The following is a 13,518-nucleotide window of genomic DNA, read 5'->3' on the forward strand; positions in this document are numbered from 1 at the left end:
ACGTTACGTCGATTTATCGTTTGGTTGTTATCGGATGCGTTGTGCCGACTTGGCATACCACATCCTACAACTGATTACTATAATATGTTACGATACGCTGGGGTAGTGCGTTTGGAACGTATTATTGGACAAAATCGGATTTATACGACCGAATACATATACAATCGAAAAGTATAGAACGGCAAGCCGACAAGGAAAAATGAATAATCATTATAGAATAAAAGTGTGTTTAGATCTTGAAACCACAAATATGTCGAGTAAGTTCCAGTCCATACCCGATCTGCCGCAGATGTGACGGGATTTTGAGAAGAACTGGGCCGGAATATGACGGTTCGGTCGTGGTTCGGAGGCGTGAGCCGAGAGGCGAATCACCTACGTCGGCGTTCGGTCCGACCAGCCGTGGCTCCGAACAGCGTTCACTCCGCCGTCGACGCGAGCGTCGCCGGGTCGACCCGGCGCGGCTCCGGAACGTTCGTATCCGCCGGAGCCACGGCCACGTCGCCGCGGGACTCCCCGTCTCCGTCGTCCGCCTCGCGACCGTCGCTCGGAGGGGCGAGCACCGCGGTCCCGTCGACCGAGAGCGAGGCGACGAGACCGGCCGCGACGGCGGGCAGATCGGAGAACGGGCGGCGGAGAACCACCCGCGTCTCCGCGTCCATCTCGACCGCCTCGACTGCGGCCGTCGCGGTGGAACACAGTTCGCGGTGGCTGAACTCGCGACCCGGCCCGACGATAGCGGTGTCGGCGGGATCGACATCGCTCGGCGGGGTTCCCGGGTTCTCGCTCCACAGCTCCTGTTCCCAGTGAGTCGTGTCGGGGCGGTCGGGCGCTCCCCCGAACGCAGCGATGTTCGTCCCGGGCGCCGGATCGAGAGCTGCCGCGGTCGCGACCGGGGCGAGCACGACGCGGTCGCCCGCCTCAATCCCTGCTTCCGGGTCGAACCGAACCGGGGCGCCGACGGCGGCGGCGCCGAGGAACGCGAGCGTCGTGTGAAACCCCGGTGTCGGGTCGACGGCGACGGTCGCGCCCGCGCGGACGCCGAGGTAGCGGAGCACGTTCGCCGCCTTGTAGCCGTTCGTGATCAGGTCGTGGTGGGTTCGCTCCCGGCCGTCCGGCGTGACGAGCGCCGCGTCGCGGCTGCGCCGGTCGCGAGCGAGCAGGTCGCCGACGAGGTCCATGCGCGGCTCTCGGAGCGCGCGAGCCTTAACGCTGCGGCGTCGCCCGTCGGGAGGTCGAGAACAGACCCGGCAGCGTCGACGCCGACGCTCAGGGCGCGCCGGGGATGACGATCTTCGAGCCGGCGTCAGGGTGCGCCGGCGATGACCATCTTCGAGCCGGCGTCAGGGTGCGCCGGCGATGACCATCTTCGAGCCGGCGTCAGGGTGCGCCGGCGATGACCATCTTCGAGCCGGCGTCAGGGCGCGCCGGGGATGACGATCTTCGAGCCGGCGTCAGGGTGCGCCGGCGATGACCATCTTCGAGCCGTCCGCCGAGAAGGCGAGGTCGCGCGTGGACCCGGGGTCGACGCGGACCGCGTCGCCGGGCGCGAGGTCGACGTCGTCCCCGTCGACGGTGAGCGTCGCCTCGCCGTGGAGCAGCACGTACACCTCCTCGTGGTCGGCGTCGCCGTGGTCGTGCTCCATCCCCTCCCAACCGTCGTCGGCCTCGACGACGGTCACGCCGAGGTTCTCGCAGTCGAGCGCCTCACGGAGGAAGTACATCCCGGGAGCGCGCGGTTCGACGTCGTCGTAGGCCGTCGTGTCGTAGCCCATGTCTCGGTGGACGAGCCGGAGGGCGGAAAAGCTACGGGCTGCGGAAGCCAAGATTCCGCAGTCGGAGACGCGTGACCGGCGGCGGAGACGCCGGTCAGAACGAACTTTTCAGCTTCTCGAAGAAGCCACCGCCGACGTCGATGTCCTCGCCGCCGGCCTCGGCGAACGCCTCCAGCGCCTCGCGCTGTTCGTCGTTGAGCGACTCGGGGACGACGACCGCGACCTGAACGTAGAGGTCGCCGCGCCCACGACGACGGAGACGGGGCATTCCCTTCCCCTGAAGCCGGAACGTCTCGCCGCTCTGGGTGCCGGCGGGAACGTCCATCTCGACGCTGCCGTCGACCGTCTCCACCTCGACGGTGTCGCCGAAGACGGCCTGCGGGAACGAGACGGCCTCGTTGACGCGGAGGTCGTCGCCGTCGCGCTCGAATCGGTCGCCGACGTCGACGTCGACCTCGATGAGCAGGTCGCCCTTCGGGCCGCCGTTCTCACCGGGGGCGCCCTCGCGCTCCATCCGGAGGCTCTGTCCGGAACGGATCCCGGCCGGAATCTCGACCGAGAGCGTCGCCTCCTCGCGGACGACGCCGTCGCCGCCGCAGTCGGCGCAGTCCTCGCTGTACAGTTCGCCCTCGCCCTCGCAGCGGGGACACGTCGACGTCTGCTGGACGCGCCCGAGCGGCGTCTGCTGGACCTGCTGGACCTGTCCGCGGCCGTTACACTGCGGGCACGTCTCCACGTCCGCGTCCGGGGGGTGGCCCGCGCCGTCGCAGGTGGCGCAGGTCGTCGGTCGCGTGAGCGTGACCTCCTTTGTCGCGCCCTCGAACGCCGCTTCGAGGTCGATCGTCAGCCCCGTCTTGAGGTCGCGGCCCTGTCGCGGTCGGTTGCCGCCGCCACCGCCGCCGCGGCCGCGACCGCCGCCGCCGAAGAACTGGTTAAAGATGTCCTCGAAGCCGCCGGCGCCCCCGGCACCGCCCGCGCCGCCGAAGGGACCGCCGGCGCCGCCCGGACCGCCGCCCCCGGTCGCGCCGCGCTTGTCGGCCTCGGTGAACCGGTCGTGACCCATCTGGTCGTACTGCTTCCGCTTCTGCTCGTCGGTGAGCACCTCCTTGGCCTTCTGGATCTTCTTGAACCGCTCCTCGGCGTCGTCGTCGTCGCTGACGTCGGGGTGGTGTTCGGCGGCCTGCTTGCGGTACGCCTTCTTGATCTCCTCCTCGTTGGCGTCCCGCGACACGCCGAGGACGTCGTAGAAATCTTCGCTCATGCGTTGTTCGTTGTTGAGTCGTTCGTGGTTGGGTCGTGTTAAACGGCCCGTCCGAAGGCGAGAGGGTCGGCGTTACTCTTCGTCGTCGTCCACGTCCTCGAAGTCGGCGTCGACGTACTCCTCGTCGTCCGCGTCGGCGCCGGGACCGGCACCGCCGGGGCCGGCCGCGCCGCCGGGACCACCCGCGCCGCCGGGACCACCCGCGCCGCCCATACCGCCCATGCCGCCGGGACCGGCGCCGCCCGCGCCGCCCGGACCGGCCTGCGCGGCCTGTCCCTCGTACATCTGCTTGCCGATCTCCTGCAGCTCCTCGGTGAGGGCCTCGGTGGCGGACTCGATCTCGTCGGTGTCGGCGTCCTCGTCTTCGAGCACTTCCTCGACATCCTCGATGGCCGCCTCGATGTCGGCGACGAGCTCCTCGTCGTCCAGCTCCTCCTCGTTCTCCTCTAAGAGGGTCTCGGCGCGCTGGATCGTCGTCTCGGCCTCGTTGCGGGCCTCGATCCGCTCACGACGGGCCTCGTCCTCCTCCTTGTGCTTCTCTGCCTCCTCTTCCATCTCATCGATCTCCTCGTCAGAGAGGCCGACGCCGCCCTCGATGGTGATCGACTCGGCGTTGCCGGAGCCCTGGTCTTCGGCTTCGACGTTGACGATGCCGTTCTCGTCGATGTTGAAGGAGACCTCGATTTGCGGGGTCCCGGCGGGCGCCGGCGGGATGCCGGAGAGCTGGAACGCGCCGAGCAGCTCGTTCTCCTCGGCGATCTCGCGTTCGCCCTGGAAGACGCGGACGTTGACGGAGGTCTGGTTGTCCGCGGCCGTGGTGAACACCTTCGACTCCTCGGTCGGGATCGTGGTGTTCTTCTCGATGAGCCGCTCGAAGAGACCGCCCTTCACCTCGATCCCGAGCGAGAGCGGGGTGACGTCCAGCAGGACGATGTCATCCACGTCGCCGGAGAGCACGCCGCCCTGGACCGCCGCGCCGAGCGCGACCGCCTCGTCCGGGTTGACGTTCTTCTTCGGCTCCTGACCGACCAACTCCTCGACCTTCTCTTGAACCTGCGGCATCCGGGTGGAGCCGCCGACGAGGATGACCTCGTCGATGTCAGACTTGGAGTAGTCGGCGTCGGCGAGCGCCTGCTCGGTCGGATCGACGGTGCGCCCGATGAGGTCCGACGTGAGGTTCTCGAACGTCGCGCGGGTGACGGACTGTTCGAGGTGGACCGGACCGCTGTCGGTCGCGGTGATGAAGGGGAGGTTGACGGTGGTCTCCTTCTTGTTGGACAGCTCGATCTTCGCCTCCTCGGCCGCGTCTTTCAGCCGCTGGAGCGCCTGTCGGTCCTCGCGGAGGTCGATCCCGTGGTCGTTTTCGAACTCGTCGGCGAGGTGGTCGATGAGCGCCTCGTCCCAGTCGTCGCCGCCGAGGTCGTTGTCCCCGTTCGTGGCGACGACCTCGTAGACGCCGCCGCCCAGATCGAGGACCGACACGTCGAACGTGCCGCCCCCGAGGTCGTACACGAGGACGGTCTGGTCGGACTCGTCGTCGAGACCGTACGCCATGGAGGCCGCGGTCGGCTCGTTGACGATGCGCTCGACCTCGAAGCCGGCGATCTCGCCGGCGTCCTTCGTCGCCTGCCGCTGCTTGTCGTTGAAGTAGGCGGGGACGGTGATGACCGCCTTCTCGACGTCGTCGCCGAGGTACTCCTCGGCGTCGCGCTTGATCTTCTGGAGGATCATCGCCGACACCTGCTCGGGCGTGTACTCCTCGTCGCCGATCTCGACGGTGTAACCGTCCTCACCCATGTGCCGCTTGATCGACTGGATAGTGCGGTCGGGGTTCTGAACGGCCTGGTTCTTCGCCGGCTTGCCGACGAGCCGCTCGTCGTCGTCGGCGAAGGCGACGACCGACGGAGTGGTTCGGTCGCCTTCCGCGTTGGCGATGATCTCGGGCTCGTCGCCCTCCATCACCGCGAACGCGGAGTTGGTGGTACCGAGGTCGATACCGAGAATTTTGTTGCTCGCCATCTTGCTCACAGGTAGCGGCTTGTTTCGGTTAAAGGTTACTAGACGCTGCCATTCCGCCGGAAGAAAGAAGGCGCCGCAGTCGTGCGATTTCCCGATCGTGTGAGTCGGTCACATCGATGTCTTTATACAGATCCGCAAACGCAGCGGCGCTTCGGAATCGCCGAGGACCCGGTCGCGGATCGCCTCGCCGCCCTCATCTCGGGTCTCCAACTCAGATATCCGTCTCAGATCCCGCTCACGAGGTCTTCGAGCACCGATTCGGGGTCGTCCGCCTTCGCGACGCCGGAGGCGAGCAGGACGCCCGCGGCGCCGAGGTCGCCGGCGGTCGCGACGTCCTCGCCGGTCGAGACGCCGGCACCGCAGAACACGTCGACCGCGGGGTCGACGGACTCGGCGGCCGCGACCGCGTCCTCGACGATCCCGGGGTCGGCGGTGGCGACGGAGACGTCGCCTCCGATCAGTTCCGGGGGTTCGACGGCGACCGCGTCGGGACCGAGCGCGGCGGCGGCGCCGACCTGCGCGGGGTTGTTCGCGCAGACGATCGTCTCCAGGTCGGCGCGCTCGGCCGCCCGGACGGAGCCGTCGACGTCCGCGAGCTTCAGGCGGTTCTCAGAGTGGTTGATGAGGGTCCCCTCGGCGCCGTTTTCCGCGACGGCCTCGGAGAGCGTCGAGCCGGTGTGGGAGCCGTGCGCGTTCGGCGAGACGTGCTGTGCCCACGTCTCGACGCCGGTGTCCGCGACGCGGGCGATGTCGGCGGCCTGCGGCGAGACCGCGATCCGGGCGCCGGACGCCTCGGCCACGTCGCGGGCCGCGGTCGCGACTTCGATCGGATCGCACGGGTACGCCTTGAGGTTCACCAGAATGAACATACCCTCACTCGGGGACGCGGCGCAAATAGCTTCACGCTTCGCGGCGCTCCCCCGACGACCTCTCGTCGTGACTCCTCGCGAGTTTCAGTTCCGAGGGGCCCGAGGTCCGGACAGCAGAAACGACCTTATACCCCGCTACTGTGGGTCCGACAAGGGATGTCCCTCATCGAGCTCATCGCTGGCGTGGAAGCCCACGAGGCCACGCTGACTGTGTTCAACGCCGATCCGGCGGTGACGGACGAGCTTCGGGAGCACTTCGCCGACCGCAACGTCCGGATCGTCGGCGACCAGACGGCCTCCGGACCGAAGGAGTTCGCCGTGCTGGCGCGGGACGGGGAGTTCGTCACGGCCGTGACCGTCGACGAGCTGTTGCCGCGCCCCGGCGGGGACGGAGCGAGATCGTCGGGGGACAGGGAAGGAGCAGCGGCGGATGACGGACCGGGAGCCGAAGTGGGAACCGGCGAACGCGTCGGGCGGCCGGTGTTGGACCACCTCGACGAGACGATGTTCACCTCCTACTCTCGCGAGGACATGGTCGCCGCGTCCCGCGAGATCGAGGACCGCGCCTGGCGGGTCGGCGACGGGGAGCTTCACGCCGGGTTCCAGACGCTCGACGTACTCACCGGTGAGGCGGACACCTACGACTTACTCGGCGAGAAGGAGCGGCTCGACGTCCACGCGTACGCCGCCGACGAGGGGGACGCACCGGACGTGGAACACTACGCCGTCCACGTCGGTGAGACCGCAGAGATCCGCGAGACGTGGTTCGTCGCGTACGACGGCGGCGGGTACGAGGACGCGAAGTGCGCGCTGCTCGCCGAGGAGCGCGCCCCGGGGGAGTTCTACGGGTTCTGGAGCTACGACCCCGAGACCGTCGATTACATCATCGACTACCTGACCGAGCGCTACGGGGGGTCAGAGCAGACGGACGAGGGCGGGGAGACTGTGTGAGGGGTCGGCTTTCGGAGACGACCGCGTGGCTGTCGGCCGCGACGGTCGTCGCGACGGTCGCGACCGCGGGGAGCCTCTGGTTCAGCCTCGGACTCGGTCTCACCCCCTGCGACCTGTGCTGGTACCAGCGGATCGCCATGTACCCGCTCGTCGTCGTCCTCGGCGTCGCGACCGTCGAGGAGCGACCGGCAGTCCGGCGGACCGCGCTGCCGCTCGTGGCGATCGGTCTGAGCCTCGCCGCGTATCACTCGTACCTCCAGGCGACGATGGGACAGTGTTCGCTCGGCGGCCCGTGCGCGACCGTGCTGTGGCGGAGTCCAGTGCTCGGACTCACGATTCCGAACCTCTCGCTCGTCGCGTTCGGGCTGCTCGCGGTCCTGCTCGTCGGCATGCGGCGACGCGTCTGAGGAGGTGAGCGCGAGCGACAGAAACGAGAACGGCGGCCCGGACGGTCACGTTCGAACCCGGCCCGTTCGAACCCGGCCCGTTCAGTCCTTGCGCTTGACGACGTCGCCGAGCGTCATCGTGCCCGCGTCGTTGGTCTCCCAGTCGGCGTCGTCGGACGACTGCCCCTCGACCAGCGAGATGTCGAGCGCGCGTTCGAGCTTGCGCTGGACCTCGTCGGTCGGGAGCGTGTCGCTGCGTTCGAGCTTGCGAATGAGGCTCGCCTTCTCGTTGAGCTGGTCGGCCAGCTCCTCTTGGCTCAGCCCGCGCGACTCCCGCGCCTCGCGGATCCGCTCGTCGTAGTCGGTGGCGATCTCGTCCATGTCGTCGAACATGTCGCGGGGGCGGGTCGAGCCGCCGGAGCTTCCGGAACCGCTCGACGAGCCGGACGAGCCGGACGACGAGGACGACTTCCCGGTGCTGGAGCTGGTGGAGTACTTGCCGCCGCCGGAGCTGGTCGACTCGTCGCGGACTTCGGTGCCGAAGTCCGTACACGAGCTACAAAGCTCCAGCTCGGCGCCTTCGACCTTCGTCGTCGTCAGCGAGGCCTCCTCGGCGCCGCACATCTCACACTGGGGCATACGCGACGCTAACGCTCCCGATGGTATAAAGGGTGTGCCGCGGCGCCGCGGCGAGCGCATCTGCGTCTCGACGCGCACCGATCGTAATCGTGCCGCGGTCGGTACCGACTTGTCGCCGCGGCCGGCAGAGTGGGGTATGGACGCCCACGTCACGCGCTCGACCCTCCGCGGGACCGCGCGCGCACCGCCGTCGAAGAGCTACACTCACCGCGCGCTGCTCGCCGCCGGGTACAGCGACGGCGCGACCGTCGAGTCGCCGCTGATCTCCGCCGACACGCGGGCGACCGCCCGCGCCGTCGCCGCGTTCGGCGGCTCGGTCGCGCCCGCGGAGGGCGGTGGTTCCGGGTCGAACCTCGACGCTCCCGATCTCGGTGACGCCGACGCGCTCGCGGTCGAGGGGTTCGACGGCCGCCCCGAGGTCCCCGACGACGTGATCGACTGCGCGAACTCCGGGACGACGATGCGGCTCGTCACCGCGGCGGCCGCGCTCGCTGACGGCGCGACGGTCCTCACCGGCGACGACTCGCTGCGGTCGCGCCCGCAGGGACCGCTCCTCGACGCGCTCGCCAACCTCGGCGTCCGTGCGGAGTCGACGCGGGGGAACGGGCAGGCGCCGCTCGTCGTCACCGGCCCGCTCGCGGGCGGCGAGGTCGCGATCCCGGGCGACGTCTCCTCGCAGTACGTCACGGCGCTGCTGATGGCCGGCGCAGTCACCGACGAGGGGGTCGAAGTCGACCTCACGACCGACCTCAAGTCGGCGCCGTACGTCGACATCACGCTCGAACTGCTCGCCGACTTCGGCGTCGAGGCGACCCCGGTCGACGAGTCCGGCGAGCCCCTCGACGGCGCCGCGGGCGCCGCGGGATTCTCCGTTCCGGGCGGACAGACGTACGCGCCGAGCGAGGGGACGTACGCGGTCCCCGGCGACTTCTCCTCCATCTCGTACCTGCTCGGCGCGGGCGCGGTCGCGGCCGCGCCCGGCGAGACGGTCCGGATCGAGGGCGCGCGACCCAGCGCACAGGGTGACGCCGCGATCGTCGAGGTCGTCGAGCGCATGGGCGCGCCCGTCGACTGGGACCGCGAGGCCGGCGAGAATCGCGGTCGAGCGCGCCGACCTCTCTGGCGTCACCGTCGATGTAGGCGACACGCCCGACCTCCTCCCCACTATTGCCGCGCTCGGCGCGGTCGCGGACGGGAAGACCCGGATCGAGAACTGCGAGCACGTCCGCTACAAGGAGACGGACCGCGTCTCCGCGATGGCCGAGGAACTGGAGAAACTCGGCGCCGAGACGACCGAGGAACCCGACGTACTCACGGTCCACGGCGACGAGAGCGAACTGCGCGGCGCGACCGTCGACGGCCGTCACGACCACCGGATCGTGATGGCGCTGTCCGTCGCCGCGCTCGCCGCCGAAGGGACGACAACCGTCCGCGGCGCCGAACACGTCGACGTCTCGTTCCCCAATTTCTTCGACGCGATGGCCGACCTCGGGATGGACGTTGAGCGCGACGGCGCGATCGAATAAGTCCTTTATAAATAGACGGCGGTGCGGTGGCGCGTGCCGACGAACGCCCGAAGGGCGTGAGTCGCACACGCGAGGGAGTCGCGGCCGCTTTTAAGCGGCCGCGACGAGGCTGGGGAGGCGTGAGGTGCTGTGCGGTCGCGGGTGGGTGGGACTCAAAGGGGCAGCCGTGAGGACGACGGCGCGCGACGCAAGCACCGCAGTGAGTGAGCGAAGCGAGCGAACGAGGAGCGCAGCGAGCACACCGAGTCCTCGCGGCTGGGGCTTTGGAGCCGTTCGCCGCCGATCTCCGGTCAATTATATATAAGCCGGCGACTGAGCCTTTGGGAGTGTTCGGTGTCCGTCCGTACTCAACCATTTATAAATAGAAGACTGTGAATTCGAGGGAGTTCGTCGCAGGAACCGCGCCGATGTCTTCTCGGGACCGACGGGTACACAAGCCCGCCGGAACGACAGTTCGGTATGGACGACATCGACGTCGAGCCCGTCGACCGCGTCGACGAGCCCGAAGACGAGAGCGCCGTCGAGCCGGCCGACGGCGACGAATCCCTCACCGTCGACGAGGACCTCGCCGACCTCCCGGCGGGCGTCGACGCGCCCGACTACGTGCTGTACGGCGGGAAGGGCGGCGTCGGAAAGACGACAATGGCGGCCGCGACGGGGCTGGCCTCGGCCGCGGGCGGCGTCCGGACGCTCGTCGTCTCCACGGACCCCGCGCACTCGCTTTCGGACACCTACGAGACGGAGATCCCCGCCGAGCCATCGCGCATCCGCGAGGATATTCCCCTGTACGCCGCCGAGATCGACCCCGACGCCGCGGTCGACGAGGGGATGTTCGGCGCCGACGGCGACCCCCTCGGCGGGCTGGGCGAGATGGGCGACGCGATGGGCGGGATGGGCGGCGAGGGACCGATGGGCGGCGCCGGCGGTCCCGACGGCGGGGACGCCGGAGCTGCGGGCGAGGGAGGCGACGAGGGGCTCGGCGGCCTCCTCGGCGGCACGATGCCCGGCGCCGACGAGGCCGCGGCGATGCGCCAGCTGTTGGAGTACCTCGACGACCCGCGGTTCGACCGCGTCGTCGTCGACACCGCGCCGACCGGTCACACCCTCCGGCTGCTCCAGCTGCCGGAGATCATGGACTCGATGCTCGGCCGCGTGATGAAGCTCCGCCAGCGCTTCTCCGGGATGATGGACGGGATCAAGGGGATGTTCGGCGGGGGCGACGACGAGCCGGACCCCTCCGCCGACCTCGAAGAACTGCGCGAGCGCATCGAGCGACTGCGGGCCGTCCTGCGCGACCCCGCGAAGACCGACTTCCGCGTCGTGATGATCCCCGAGGAGATGAGCGTCGTCGAGTCCGAGCGGCTCGTCGGCCGCCTCGACGAGTTCGGGATTCCGGTGAACACCCTCGTCGTCAACCGGGTGATGGAGGGCGTCGGTGACGTGACGAGCGGGAACGAGACCGCGATCGACCCCGACTGGATCGTGGAACCGAACCCGGACACCTGCGAGTTCTGCGCGCGCCGCTGGGAGGTCCAGCAGAACGCGCTCCGGGAGGCGACCGACCTGTTCCGCGCCCGCGACGTGAAGCGGGTGCCCCTGCTCGCGAACGAGGTGCGGGGCGAGGCCGCGCTGCGGGTCGTCGCCGCCTGCCTGAACTGAGCGGCCCGGGGTGCCGCCGCCGCGCGTTCGCTCTACTCGGCCGCGCTCCCACTACTCGGCCGTGCTCCCCTTACTCGGCCGCGCTCCCGAGCAGCCGGTTGCGGACCGTCTCCGCGACCCCGGTGAGGTGCGCCTGTCCGAACAGGCCCACCAGGACCGCGCCGACGGTGTTGTACATGAGATCGAGGATCGTGTCGTCGAGTCCGTGTTGCGCGAGCGGCATGTCGATGCCCGTCTCGGTCGCGACGATGTCGAGACCGAACTCGAACAGCTCCCAGAGCACGCCGAACGCGAGGACGACCACGACGATGAAGACGAACGCGAACCGCGGCGGGATCCGGATCCCGTCGCTGTGGAGGTCGACCGCGCGCATCGTCGTGTACCCGACCGCGGCGACGAGCGAGGACGACAGCGCGTGCGTCAGGTGGTCCCACCACTCGACCCGGGCGTAGAATCCGGCCGACCCGATCGTGTGGAGGAACACCGCCATCGTGATCCACAGCGCGAGCCAGGGGTCCAAGGGGAGGTCGTACCGACGCTCCAGCGCCGCCGGAATCAGCGTGACGAGGAACGCCATGATCCCGTTGCTTATCGCCTTCTGCTCGCCCGCGAGGAAGCCGTACGCGACGATACCGACGAGGAGGACCTGCATCGCGCCCGTGAGCCGCCGCTGGGATCTGAGCGAGGGGCGGGGGAGCAGCGTCATCGGCGCACCACCCGCCGGATGACGCGCCGGAGGCGGCGTCCGCGCCGCCGGAAGTAACCGTCGAAGAGCAGCCCCGCAGCGAGTCCGGCCAGCGTGACGTAGATCCACTCGATCATCAGCGCGTCGTTCGTCGTCAGGAACTCGGTGCCGACGCGCTGGTCGAGGTTCCAGCGCAGCACCGTCCACACCGCCGCGGTCGCCAGCGTCGCCATCACGACGAAGACGACCGCGAACCAGTGGGTGAGCCGCAGCGTGGTGAACATCTGGAGGTCGACGGCGATCACGAGCGCCAGCGCCGCGATGGCGACGTACGTCGCGAACGTCCCGAGTTCGCCGCCGAAGAGGGCGCGCACGAGGATCGGCAACAGTGCGAGACCGACCAGCTCCGCCGGCAGCATCGCCCGCCAGTCGCGGGCCGCGACGGTGGGCGCGAGCACCACCGCGCCGAGTCCGATCGCGATCGCCGCCGACAGCAGGTCGGAGTCGAGCGCGCTTTCGAGGAGCACGCCGGCGAGGACCGCGATCATCGCCCACGCCGCGAGCGCGTTGAATCGACCGTCGCGGACCAGCCGCGCCAGCCGGTCCTCGACGGTTTCCGGTTCGGCCGCCTCGACGGTCTCCTCATCACCGACAGCCGCCACGTCGGCATCCGCCTCGACGGTCTCCGCCTCGACGGTCTCCGCCTCGACGGTCTCCGCGTCATCGACATCCGCCTCCGCACCGTCGTCGGCGTCGCGGCGTCGATCTCCGTTCATGTCCGGTACGGAGTCCGGCGAGGGTAATAAGAGGTCGCTCCGAGACGCCGACGACGACCCCGTCCGCGACCCGGAGGCTTCGATCGGACGGCAAACGGACGCCCTTTTACCCGGTACGTCCGTTCGACCGGTATGAACTGCCGGCGGTGTGGCACCCCGATCGAGAAGCCCGGGGACTACTGTCTGACCTGCAACACCGCCAACGCCGACGCGGTCGTCGCCGAGTTCGAGACCGACCGCGCCCACCTGACGCTGTTGTACGAGGACACGGTCGTCGGCGAGACGACGGTCACCACGCGCCCGGAGGAGGGAGAGCGACTGAGCGAGGTCCAACTGCGGAACTTCGCCGGCCGCGTCGCCGACGAGATCCGGCGGAAGCGCCCCGAGACAGTCTACGCCGCCGGGGAGCGCGAACCCCTCCGCGAGACGCGCGCGCAGCTCCACCACGAGTTCTACCGCGTCCCCGACGGCGGCGCGGGCGGGAGCGGCCGCGGTGGTGCGTCCGGCGAGCGCGACGGCGACGACGAGGACGTGAGTCCGGTCGTCGCGTGGGTCCTCGACCGGCGAGGCGACCGGTCGCTGGCGGTGGTCGAGACGCCGCCGCGCGAGAAGATCGGCGGGTCACACTCGACGCTCATCGGCGACCGCAAGGGCCGAAAGGCCGTCCAGACCGTCGCGGAACACCCGCACGTCAAGAAGATCGTTCCCGGTCCCATCGACGCCGGGGGGACGGGGTCGCGGACCGGCCTCCGCGCGAAGGCGACGCGCGCGGGAACGAACGGCAACGTTCGGCTCCTCCTGCGGGACGGCTCCAGCGTCCAGGAGAACCGGATCGTCACCACGGCGATGGACCGCGAGACCGGCGAGCGCGTCCGCGAGGACCTCAACGAGGCGCTCCGCGACGCCGAACTCCAGGACGCGTAGCCGCGGGCCACGGTCCCGGACCGGTCCCGACCCCGGTGTTCGGATCCGTCC

The 13,518-nt window shown here is 69.4% G+C and carries 12 protein-coding genes and 1 pseudogene; 5 read left to right on the top strand and 8 right to left on the bottom strand.

The window, feature by feature from the left end; all coding sequences use genetic code 11:
- Positions 1 to 416: 416 nt before the first annotated feature.
- From ACODNG_RS04495 to tpiA, 5 genes are all read right to left on the bottom strand, one after another.
- A complete protein-coding gene (locus ACODNG_RS04495; protein WP_434522594.1) occupies positions 417 to 1,178 on the bottom strand; it encodes a hypothetical protein in 762 nt (253 codons plus the stop codon).
- A gap of 273 nt (positions 1,179 to 1,451) precedes the next feature.
- Positions 1,452 to 1,772 (bottom strand): cupin domain-containing protein, encoded by a 321-nt coding sequence (locus ACODNG_RS04500; protein ID WP_434522595.1) that lies wholly within the window; start codon positions 1,770 to 1,772, stop codon positions 1,452 to 1,454.
- Positions 1,773 to 1,866: 94 nt separating this feature from the next.
- Entirely contained in the window at positions 1,867 to 3,033 is a 1,167-nt protein-coding gene (gene dnaJ / locus ACODNG_RS04505) for a molecular chaperone DnaJ (RefSeq protein ID WP_434522596.1), read from the bottom strand.
- Between the two features lie 72 nt (positions 3,034 to 3,105).
- The gene (dnaK, locus tag ACODNG_RS04510) at positions 3,106 to 5,052 is read right to left on the bottom strand and encodes a molecular chaperone DnaK (protein WP_434522597.1); all 1,947 of its coding nucleotides are present in this window, start codon (positions 5,050 to 5,052) and stop codon (positions 3,106 to 3,108) included.
- A 224-nt stretch (positions 5,053 to 5,276) separates the two neighbouring features.
- Positions 5,277 to 5,921, bottom strand: coding sequence for a triose-phosphate isomerase (tpiA, locus tag ACODNG_RS04515; protein WP_434522598.1), 645 nt, complete (start codon positions 5,919 to 5,921; stop codon positions 5,277 to 5,279).
- 156 nt (positions 5,922 to 6,077) lie between these two features.
- On the opposite strand from tpiA, the gene ACODNG_RS04520 reads away from it, so the two are divergent.
- Both ACODNG_RS04520 and ACODNG_RS04525 read left to right on the top strand, forming a co-directional pair.
- Entirely contained in the window at positions 6,078 to 6,872 is a 795-nt protein-coding gene (locus tag ACODNG_RS04520) for a DICT sensory domain-containing protein (protein WP_434522599.1), read from the top strand.
- A complete protein-coding gene (locus ACODNG_RS04525; protein WP_434522600.1) occupies positions 6,869 to 7,279 on the top strand; it encodes a disulfide bond formation protein B in 411 nt (136 codons plus the stop codon). Before ACODNG_RS04520 ends, ACODNG_RS04525 begins: the two co-directional genes overlap by 4 nt.
- Before the next feature lie 81 nt (positions 7,280 to 7,360).
- On the opposite strand, the gene ACODNG_RS04530 is transcribed toward ACODNG_RS04525, so the two are convergent.
- Entirely contained in the window at positions 7,361 to 7,897 is a 537-nt protein-coding gene (locus ACODNG_RS04530; RefSeq protein WP_434522601.1) for a multiprotein bridging factor aMBF1, read from the bottom strand.
- Between the two features lie 136 nt (positions 7,898 to 8,033).
- Between ACODNG_RS04530 and aroA the strand changes: the two are divergent.
- Positions 8,034 to 9,423, top strand: a pseudogene (gene aroA / locus ACODNG_RS04535) (3-phosphoshikimate 1-carboxyvinyltransferase).
- A 459-nt stretch (positions 9,424 to 9,882) separates the two neighbouring features.
- On the top strand, positions 9,883 to 11,082 hold the full coding sequence (locus ACODNG_RS04540) for an ArsA family ATPase (protein WP_434522602.1): 1,200 nt from the start codon (positions 9,883 to 9,885) through the stop codon (positions 11,080 to 11,082).
- 70 nt (positions 11,083 to 11,152) lie between these two features.
- On the opposite strand, the gene ACODNG_RS04545 is transcribed toward ACODNG_RS04540, so the two are convergent.
- Together ACODNG_RS04545 and ACODNG_RS04550 are read right to left on the bottom strand one after the other, a co-directional pair.
- Positions 11,153 to 11,788 (bottom strand): hypothetical protein, encoded by a 636-nt coding sequence (locus tag ACODNG_RS04545; RefSeq protein ID WP_434522603.1) that lies wholly within the window; start codon positions 11,786 to 11,788, stop codon positions 11,153 to 11,155.
- A complete protein-coding gene (locus tag ACODNG_RS04550; protein WP_434522604.1) occupies positions 11,785 to 12,543 on the bottom strand; it encodes a hypothetical protein in 759 nt (252 codons plus the stop codon). Before ACODNG_RS04550 ends, ACODNG_RS04545 begins: the two co-directional genes overlap by 4 nt.
- A gap of 132 nt (positions 12,544 to 12,675) precedes the next feature.
- Here ACODNG_RS04550 and ACODNG_RS04555 point away from each other — a divergent pair, with 132 nt between their 5' ends.
- Positions 12,676 to 13,467, top strand: a complete 792-nt coding sequence (locus ACODNG_RS04555) for a DUF2103 domain-containing protein (RefSeq protein WP_434522605.1) — start codon at positions 12,676 to 12,678, stop codon at positions 13,465 to 13,467.
- Positions 13,468 to 13,518 lie beyond the last annotated feature (51 nt).

Origin of the sequence: Halorubrum sp. AS12, assembly GCF_051122765.1 — an archaeon.
GTDB lineage: Archaea > Halobacteriota > Halobacteria > Halobacteriales > Haloferacaceae > Halorubrum > Halorubrum trapanicum.

Coding starts and splice junctions, on each gene's coding strand:
- ACODNG_RS04550 (WP_434522604.1), bottom strand. CDS start 12,543: ATGAACGGAGATCGACGCCGCGACGCCGACGACGGTGCGGAGGCGGAT.
- ACODNG_RS04555 (WP_434522605.1), top strand. CDS start 12,676: ATGAACTGCCGGCGGTGTGGCACCCCGATCGAGAAGCCCGGGGACTAC.
- dnaK (WP_434522597.1), bottom strand. CDS start 5,052: ATGGCGAGCAACAAAATTCTCGGTATCGACCTCGGTACCACCAACTCC.
- ACODNG_RS04545 (WP_434522603.1), bottom strand. CDS start 11,788: ATGACGCTGCTCCCCCGCCCCTCGCTCAGATCCCAGCGGCGGCTCACG.
- ACODNG_RS04520 (WP_434522599.1), top strand. CDS start 6,078: ATGTCCCTCATCGAGCTCATCGCTGGCGTGGAAGCCCACGAGGCCACG.
- ACODNG_RS04530 (WP_434522601.1), bottom strand. CDS start 7,897: ATGCCCCAGTGTGAGATGTGCGGCGCCGAGGAGGCCTCGCTGACGACG.
- dnaJ (WP_434522596.1), bottom strand. CDS start 3,033: ATGAGCGAAGATTTCTACGACGTCCTCGGCGTGTCGCGGGACGCCAAC.
- ACODNG_RS04495 (WP_434522594.1), bottom strand. CDS start 1,178: ATGGACCTCGTCGGCGACCTGCTCGCTCGCGACCGGCGCAGCCGCGAC.
- ACODNG_RS04500 (WP_434522595.1), bottom strand. CDS start 1,772: ATGGGCTACGACACGACGGCCTACGACGACGTCGAACCGCGCGCTCCC.
- ACODNG_RS04540 (WP_434522602.1), top strand. CDS start 9,883: ATGGACGACATCGACGTCGAGCCCGTCGACCGCGTCGACGAGCCCGAA.
- tpiA (WP_434522598.1), bottom strand. CDS start 5,921: ATGTTCATTCTGGTGAACCTCAAGGCGTACCCGTGCGATCCGATCGAA.